Consider the following 7,286-nt stretch of genomic DNA (forward strand, 5'->3'; position numbering starts at 1 on the left):
TCGCCGAGGGTGAGCAGCGGGATCCGCAGCAGGTCGGCGAGCGCCGCCCGCTGGGTGTCGTCCAGGCGGGCGAGGATCTCGTGCTCGGTGCGGGTGTGCGCGCCGATCACCTCGTCGACCAGCGCGACCCCGGCGGGTGTGAGCCGGACGACAACGGTGCGCCGATCCGTGCCCTGCTCGCGCTCGACGAGCCCGCGTTCGGCCAGGCGGTCCACGCGATGCGTGATCGCCCCCGTCGTGACCATGGACTGGCGCACCAGCTCGCCCGCCGTGAGCGCGTAGGGCTCGCCGCTTCGGCGCAGCGTCGCGAGGACGTCGTACATCCAGTTCTCCAGCCCGAAGCGGGCGAAGTTCACGGCGAGCACCTTGTCGACCAGCCGTGACAGCCGCGACACCCGCCCGATCACGGCGAGCGGGGAGACGTCCACGTCCGGTCGCACGGCCGCCCACTGTCCGAGGATCCGGTCCACCGCGTCCTGCTGCTGCGTCACGCGGGAAGACTAGTGCATACTCATTATCTCAACATTAATATGACGAACGTGAAGACAGTCGCCGTGACCGTGCTCGCGCCGATCGCGTGGGGCACGACGTACGTGCTGGTCACCGAGGTGCTCCCGCCCGGCCGTCCGGTGTTCGACGCGGCCGCGCGCGTGCTGCCCGCCGGGTTGCTGCTCGTCGCCGTCGCGTGGCTGCTGCGGGGATGGCGGCCGGGGCGGGCCGACGGCCGGCGGGTGGCCGTCCTCGGCCTGGTCAACGTCGGCCTGTTCTTCCCGCTCCTGATCCTCGCGGCCACGCTGCTGCCCGGCGGGGTCGCCGCCGCGGCGGGCGGGCTGCAGCCGCTGCTCGTCGTGGGGTTCGCGGGGCTGCTCGCGCGCCGCCGTCCCCCGGGACGGGAGATCGCCGTCGGGATCGCCGCCGCGGTCGGGGTCGGGCTGGTGGTGCTGCGTCCCGGCGCCGGGTACGACCCGGTGGGCCTGCTCGCGGCGCTCGCCGCGAACGTCAGCTTCGCGGCGGGCGTCGTGCTCACCCGCCGCTTCCCCCGGCCCGCCGACCCGATCGGCGACGTCGGCGGGCAGCTGCTCGCCGGCGCGGTGCTCATCGTGCCGCTCGCCCTGCTCGTCGAGGGCCCGCCGCCCGCCCTGGACGGCGGCCAGGCGCTCGGCGTCGCGTACTTCTCCCTCGTGGCGACGGCCGCCGCGTTCGTCGTCTGGTTCGAGGGCGTCCGCAGGCTCCCGGTCGTCGCCCCGCCGCTGCTGGGCCTGGCCGCGCCGCTCACGGGCGCCGTCCTCGGGTGGGTGCTGCTGGGCGAGGACCTCACGGCCACCCAGCTCGCCGGGTTCGCCCTGACGTTCGCCGCGATCGCCTACGGCGCGCTCGCCTCCCGCGCGCCGCGAGCGGACACCCTGCCCCGAGCGGATCCGCCGTGCCAGGCTTCACCCCATGACGCTCGACCCGCACGTGCACGTCGTCCACGACACGGTGGACGCGACCGGGTTCACCTCGCTGCGGCACGCGGCGACCCCGCGGACCGAGCGCTACGGGCTCGGCAAGGCGCTGCGTGAGCGGGCGCCGCGCTCGTCGCTCGCGTACTGGGACGGGAGCGGTCGCCGCCTGGACCCCGTGACGATCGTCGCCATGGGCAACGAGGGCCGCGTGGCACGGCTGGTGCCGGTGCGGATCGGGCGGATGATCGCGAGCCCGTTCGCGTTCCTGCGCGGTGCGGCAGCGGTGATGGCCGAGGACTTCTCCCGCCTGCCCTCGACCGGCATCACCCCGGTGATCTGCGGCGACGCCCACCTGGGCAACTTCGGCTTCTACGCATCGCCCGAGCGCGACCTGGTCTTCGACCTCAACGACTTCGACGAGGCCCACCCCGGTGCCTGGGAGTGGGACCTGCGCCGGCTCACGGCGAGCGTCTGGGTGGCGGGCCGGCAGAACGGTCTGGCCGAGGACGACTGCAGCGACGCCGTCCGCCGCTGCGTCCGCTCCTACCGCGAGCACCTCGCGCACCTCGCCGAGCAGCCGCTCCTGACCCGCTCGTTCGAGCGGCTCGACTTCGACGGGCTGCACGGCGCGGCGACCAGCAAGGTCGGGCGCAGCAGCATCGAGCGGGCCGCGGAGCGGGCGCGGCGGCGGACGAGCGACCGCGCGCTGCCCCGCTTCACCACCGAGGACGGCCTCCCGGACGGCAGCGGGGTCGGCAACGGCGCCGACGGGCACCGCCGGATCGTCACCGAGCCGCCGCTGATCACCCGTCCCGACGCCGCGCAGTACGACCGCATCGCCGCCGCCCTCGACGACTACCTGGTGACCCTGCCGCTGCACTGGGCACGGATCCTCGGCGGGTACCGGCTCGTGGACGTGGCGCACAAGGTCGTCGGCGTCGGGTCGGTGGGGCTGCGCGCCTACATCGCGCTCGTCGAGGGCTCCAACGCGGATGACGTGCTGTTCCTGCAGCTCAAGCAGGCCCGGCGGTCGGTCGTCGCGCGGTTCGTGCACGGCGACTCGGCGTGGCACGCCCACCAGGGTCAGCGGGTGGTGAGCTACCAGCAGGATCTGCAGACCGTGAGCGACCCGCTGCTGGGCTGGACGACCGTCGGCGAGCGCCAGTACTACGTGCGCCAGTTCCGTGACATGAAGGGCGCCGTCGTCGTGGACGGCCTGGACGCCGCGGGCCTCGCGGACTACGCGGGCGTCTGCGGGCTGCTGCTCGCGAAGGGCCACGCGCGCACGAGCGGGGCGTCGATGATCGCGGGCTACCTGGGTGGGGGAGGAAAGGCCGACAAGGCTCTTGCCCGGTTCGCCCGCGCGTACGCGGACCAGACCGAGCAGGACCACGCCGCGCTCGTCGCCGCCGTGGAGCGGGGCGCCTTGCCCGCCGAACCCGGGGTGTGACCGTCGAGAACGACCTTGCGCTGATCAACAGGGCCTTTTCGGCTGCGCAACGTCGTTCTCGACGGTCAACCCCCGAGCGACTCGAGCGTCGCCCGCGCCCCCCTGGCGTGCAGGGACTCCAGGTGCCGGCGGTAGACCCTGACGAACCGCGCGTCGTCGACGAGGTCGCCGAACACCTCCCGTTCGGCGAGGAACGCCAGCTCGTCGTCCGGGTAGCGCCGCGCCAGCGACACCAGCGTGTCGCGCAACCGGTCCACGACCTCGATCGGCGCCCCCTTCTCGTCCATGCCGGTGGCGTAGCGGGCCCAGCTCGCGACGACCAGCGCCGAGCGCTCGATCTCCCCGCCCGAGGCGAGGTTGTGGCGGATGACCGGCAGGAGCCACTTGGGGATCCGGTCCGAGCTCTCCGCGCACAGGCGCGCCACGGTGTCGCGGACGAAGGGGTTGGAGAAACGTTCGATGAGCTGGCGCTTGTAGCGGTACAGGTCGATGCCGGGCACGGGTTCCAGGGTGGGGGTGGCCTCGCGGTCCATGTAGGCGAGCAGGAACCCGGCGAAGAGCGGATCGCGGCACACGTCGTGGACCAGGTCGTAGCCCGCGAGCCTGCCGAGGTAGCACAGCGCCTGGTGGCTCGCGTTGAGCAGGCGCAGCTTCATCAGCTCGTAGGGCTCGACGTCGGTGACGAGTTGGACGCCCGCGTGCTCCAGCGGCGGCCGCCCGGCGGGGAAGTCGTCCTCCAGCACCCACTGCGAGAAGGGCTCGCACACGACGGGCCAGCGGTCCTCGACATCGAAGCGGTCGGCCACCTCGGCGCGGTCCGCGTCGGTCGTGACCGGGGTGATGCGGTCGACCATCGCGTTGGGGAACGCGACGTGCGTGTCCACCCAGGTGCCGAGCGCCGGGTCGCGCAGCGTCGCGAACGCGACGAAGCTGCGGCGGGCCGCGTCGCCGTTGCCCTGGATGTTGTCGCAGGACATCACGGTGAACGGGGTGTGGCCGCGCTCGCGGCGGCGCACCAGCGCCTCGGTGACCAGCCCGAACATCGTCCGCGGTGCGGCGCCCGGCTCGAGGTCGTGCAGGATGCCCGGGTCGGACGCGTCGAACTCGCCGGTGACGGCGTTGAAGTTGTAGCCGCCCTCGGTGACCGTCATCGAGACGATGCGCGTGCTCGGGTCCGCCATGCGCTCGATCACGGCGTCGGGGTGGTCGGGGGCGAGCAGGTAGTCGACGATCGACCCGACGACCCGGGGCTGCAACGTGCCGTCGGCGTGGCGGTGCACGACGGTGTAGAGGCAGTCCTGGTCGTGCAGGGCGTCGCGCATCGCCGCGTCCGACGGCAGCACCCCGACCCCGCAGATGCCCCAGTCCAGCGCCTCGCCCGCCTCCATCAGCCGATCCAGGTAGAGGGCCTGGTGGGCGCGGTGGAAGGCGCCGACACCGATGTGCACGATCCCGGTGCGCACGGCATCGCGGTCGTAGGTCGGGCCGGGGATGTCCAGGGAGTCGAGGGTCTTGCGGCACAGCGGCGTCACGGGCCGTCCTCCTTCTGGGATCGGGCCGGGATCGGAGCGGCCGGGATCGGAGCGGATCGGGAGACCGTGAGGTCGCGGGCCTCCGCGTAGCGGTGCCGGACGGCGCGGACCGGGTCGGCGGCGGGATCGGGGGAGTGGGTCTCATAGCTGTCGGGGCCCGAGCGTGGCCAGGCGGGCGGTTCGGGCCCGCCGGCGAGCACCCAGGCGGCCTGGCGCGCGGCGCCGTCGGCGACGTACTCCCCGGCGGGGGGAACCAGCACCGGCCGCCCGAGAACGGTGGGGGCGATGCGGCGGACGGCCTCGGAGCGCGCGCCACCGCCGACGAGCAGCACGCGGCGGACGTCGGCGCCGGCTGCCTCCAGAGCGTCCAGGCCGTCGGCGAGGCCGCAGAGCAGGCCCTCGACGGCGGCGCGCGCGAGGTGGGCCGGGGTGGCTGTGGCCAGCCGCAGGCCGTGGACGGCGCCGGTGGCGTCGGGCCGGTCCGGGGTGCGTTCGCCCTCCAGGTACGGGACGAGGACGAGCCCGCCCGCGCCGGGCGGGGCGGAGAGCGCCAGCCGGGAGAGCTCGGCGTGGTCGACGCGCAGCAGGGCGGCGACGGCGTCGAGGACGCGGGCGGCGTTGAGGGTGCAGACCAGCGGCAGGTAGCGGCCGGTCGCGTCGGCGAACCCGGCGACGATGCCGGTGGCGTCCGCCGTGGGCGAGCCCGCGACCGACGACGCGACTCCCGAGGTGCCGATCGAGACGACGGCGTCGCCGGGTCCCGCGCCGATGCCGAGCGCGGCGGCGGCGTTGTCGCCGGTCCCGGGGCCGAGGACGGCGCCCGTGCGCGTCTGCCCGGCCTGCTCGACCGGACCCAGCACCTCGGGGAGCCGGGCGACGTGGCCGAGGGCGCGTTCGAGCAGGTCGGGCCGGTAGGCGCCGGTGGCGGGGGACCAGTAGCCGGTGCCGCTCGCGTCACCGCGGTCGGTGCGCAGGGCGTCCAGGTCGGGGGAGCCGCCCAGCCGCCAGGTGAGCCAGTCGTGGGGCAGGCAGACCGCGGCGGTCGCTGCCGCGGCGTCCGGCTCGTGCTCGGCGAGCCAGCGCAGCTTCGTCACGGTGAACGACGCGAGCGGCACCGACCCGACGGCCTGCGCCCAGGCCGCGCCCCCGCCCAGCTCCGCGACGAGGTCCGCGGCCGCCCGTGCGGAGCGGGTGTCGTTCCACAGCAGCGCGGGGCGCACCACGGCGCCGTCCGCATCGAGGCACACCATGCCGTGCTGCTGCGCGCCCACCGCGACCGCGGCGACGTCGTCGAGGCCGCCGGCGTCGGCGACCGCCGCCTCGAGGGCCGACCACCACGCGTCGGGGTGCACCTCGGTGCCGTCCGGGTGGGCGGCGCGCCCCGAGCGCACGAGCGCCCCGGTGGCGGCGTCGCGGACGACGATCTTGCAGGACTGCGTCGAGGAGTCGACGCCGGCCACCAGCATGCGCGCTCCTCAGGTCTGCGGGCGGACCACGGCCTTGATCGACGCCGGGTCCCGGCGGCCCGCGACGAGGGCGTCCGCGGCCCGCTCCAGCGGGTAGGTACCGGTGACGAGCCGGTCCAGGTCGATGCGCCCGGTCGCGACCAGCGCGATCGCGGTGGGCCACGTGTTGGCGTACCGGAAGGTAGCGGTGATCTCCAGCTCGCGCTCCTGCACCACCGGCAGCGGCAGCGCGAGCCCGTCGGCGCCCATCCCGACGAGGACGGCCCGGCCGCCGCGCTCCAGCGCTCGCAGGGCCGCGACCGTGGCGCCGGGATGGCCGGAGCACTCCAGCAGGACGTCCGGTCCGACCCCGTCCACCTCGGCCGGGGTGACGGCCGTGGCTCCGAACCCCGCGGCGACCCGCCGGCGCGCCGGATCCGGCTCGGACACCACCACCTCCGCGGCCCCGGCCGCGAGGGCGCACTGCACGGCGACCAGCCCGATCGGGCCCGCACCGGTCACGAGCACCCGCGAGCCCGCGGTGATCCCGCCCTTGCGCGCGGCCCACAACCCCACCGACAGCGGTTCCAGCAGGGCAGCCGCGTCGTCGGAGACCGTGCCCGGGACGGTGTGGGCGAACCCGTCGGGCACCACGAGCAGCTCGGCGAACGCCCCGTCCACCGGAGGGGTGGCGAGGAAGCGCATCGCGGGGCACAGGTTGTAGCGGCCCGCCCGGCACCACCGGCACGTCCCGTCCGGAATCCCGGGCTCGATCGACACCCGCTCGCCGACCCGGGTGGGCGCCACCCCCGGTCCGACGGCCTCCACCACGCCGCCCGCCTCGTGGCCGAGGACGAGCGGCGCGGTGACGACGAAGCGGCCGATCCGGCCGTGGTCGAAGTAGTGGGTGTCCGAGCCGCACACCCCGACCGAGCCGATCCGCACCAGCACCTCCCCTGGCCCGGGGACGGGAACGTCGCGCTCGACGATCCCGATCTCCCCGGGTGCGGTGAGGACTGCCGCTCTCACTTCACGGCGCCCAGCGAGAGCCCGCGGACGAGCTTGTCCTGCGCCGCGAAGCCCGCGATCAGCACCGGCAGCGACACGAGCACGGCCGCCGCGCACAGCTGGGCGAGGAACAGGCCCTCGCCGGAGATGAACCCGACGAGGAACACCGGCGCGGTGGCCGCCCGGGTCGCCGTGAGGTTCACCGCGAACATGAACTCGTTCCAGCTGAAGATGAAGCAGATCAGGCTGGTGGCGACGATCCCCGGTAGCGCGATGGGGGCGATCACCCGCCAGAGGATGGTGAGGAACCCCGCCCCGTCGATCTCGGCGGCCTCCAGCACCTCCTTGGGCACCTCGGCGAGGAACGAGCGCATCATCCAGATCGCGATGGGCAGGTTCATCGACG

7 protein-coding genes are annotated in these 7,286 nt (G+C 74.7%); 2 read left to right on the top strand and 5 right to left on the bottom strand.

The features are described 5' to 3' along the window. Window positions 1-491, bottom strand: a 491-nt coding sequence (locus AB7J25_RS29400; RefSeq protein WP_428514425.1) for a MarR family winged helix-turn-helix transcriptional regulator, incomplete at its 3' end; no start/stop codon positions are given. A 48-nt stretch (window positions 492-539) separates the two neighbouring features. Between AB7J25_RS29400 and AB7J25_RS29405 the strand changes: the two genes are divergently transcribed. Beyond that, window positions 540-1,562: a DMT family transporter gene (locus tag AB7J25_RS29405; RefSeq protein ID WP_428514427.1), complete on the top strand. Its 1,023-nt coding sequence runs from the start codon at window positions 540-542 to the stop codon at window positions 1,560-1,562. Further along, the gene (locus tag AB7J25_RS29410; RefSeq protein ID WP_428514436.1) at window positions 1,480-2,895 is read left to right on the top strand and encodes a DUF2252 domain-containing protein; all 1,416 of its coding nucleotides are present in this window, start codon (window positions 1,480-1,482) and stop codon (window positions 2,893-2,895) included. Before AB7J25_RS29405 ends, AB7J25_RS29410 begins: the two co-directional genes overlap by 83 nt. A 65-nt stretch (window positions 2,896-2,960) precedes the next feature. On the opposite strand, the gene AB7J25_RS29415 is transcribed toward AB7J25_RS29410, so the two are convergent. The 4 genes from AB7J25_RS29415 to AB7J25_RS29430 all read right to left on the bottom strand — a co-directional run. After that, complete coding sequence (locus AB7J25_RS29415; RefSeq protein WP_428514429.1) at window positions 2,961-4,427, bottom strand: mannitol dehydrogenase family protein; 1,467 nt, start codon at window positions 4,425-4,427, stop codon at window positions 2,961-2,963. After that, window positions 4,424-5,893: a xylulokinase gene (xylB, locus tag AB7J25_RS29420; RefSeq protein ID WP_428514430.1), complete on the bottom strand. Its 1,470-nt coding sequence runs from the start codon at window positions 5,891-5,893 to the stop codon at window positions 4,424-4,426. The genes AB7J25_RS29415 and xylB overlap by 4 nt, the downstream gene beginning before the upstream one ends. A gap of 9 nt (window positions 5,894-5,902) precedes the next feature. Next, window positions 5,903-6,901 (bottom strand): NAD(P)-dependent alcohol dehydrogenase, encoded by a 999-nt coding sequence (locus AB7J25_RS29425; RefSeq protein WP_428514432.1) that lies wholly within the window; start codon window positions 6,899-6,901, stop codon window positions 5,903-5,905. After that, window positions 6,898-7,286 (bottom strand): carbohydrate ABC transporter permease (locus AB7J25_RS29430; RefSeq protein ID WP_428514434.1); only part of this gene is annotated, 389 nt, incomplete at its 5' end. The genes AB7J25_RS29425 and AB7J25_RS29430, both read right to left, overlap by 4 nt.

The organism is Pseudonocardia sp., from assembly GCF_050246655.1.
GTDB lineage: Bacteria > Actinomycetota > Actinomycetes > Mycobacteriales > Pseudonocardiaceae > Pseudonocardia.

Excerpts from the sequence above, each read along its gene's own strand:
- xylB (WP_428514430.1), bottom strand. The coding sequence starts at position 5,893 with ATGCTGGTGGCCGGCGTCGACTCCTCGACGCAGTCCTGCAAGATCGTC.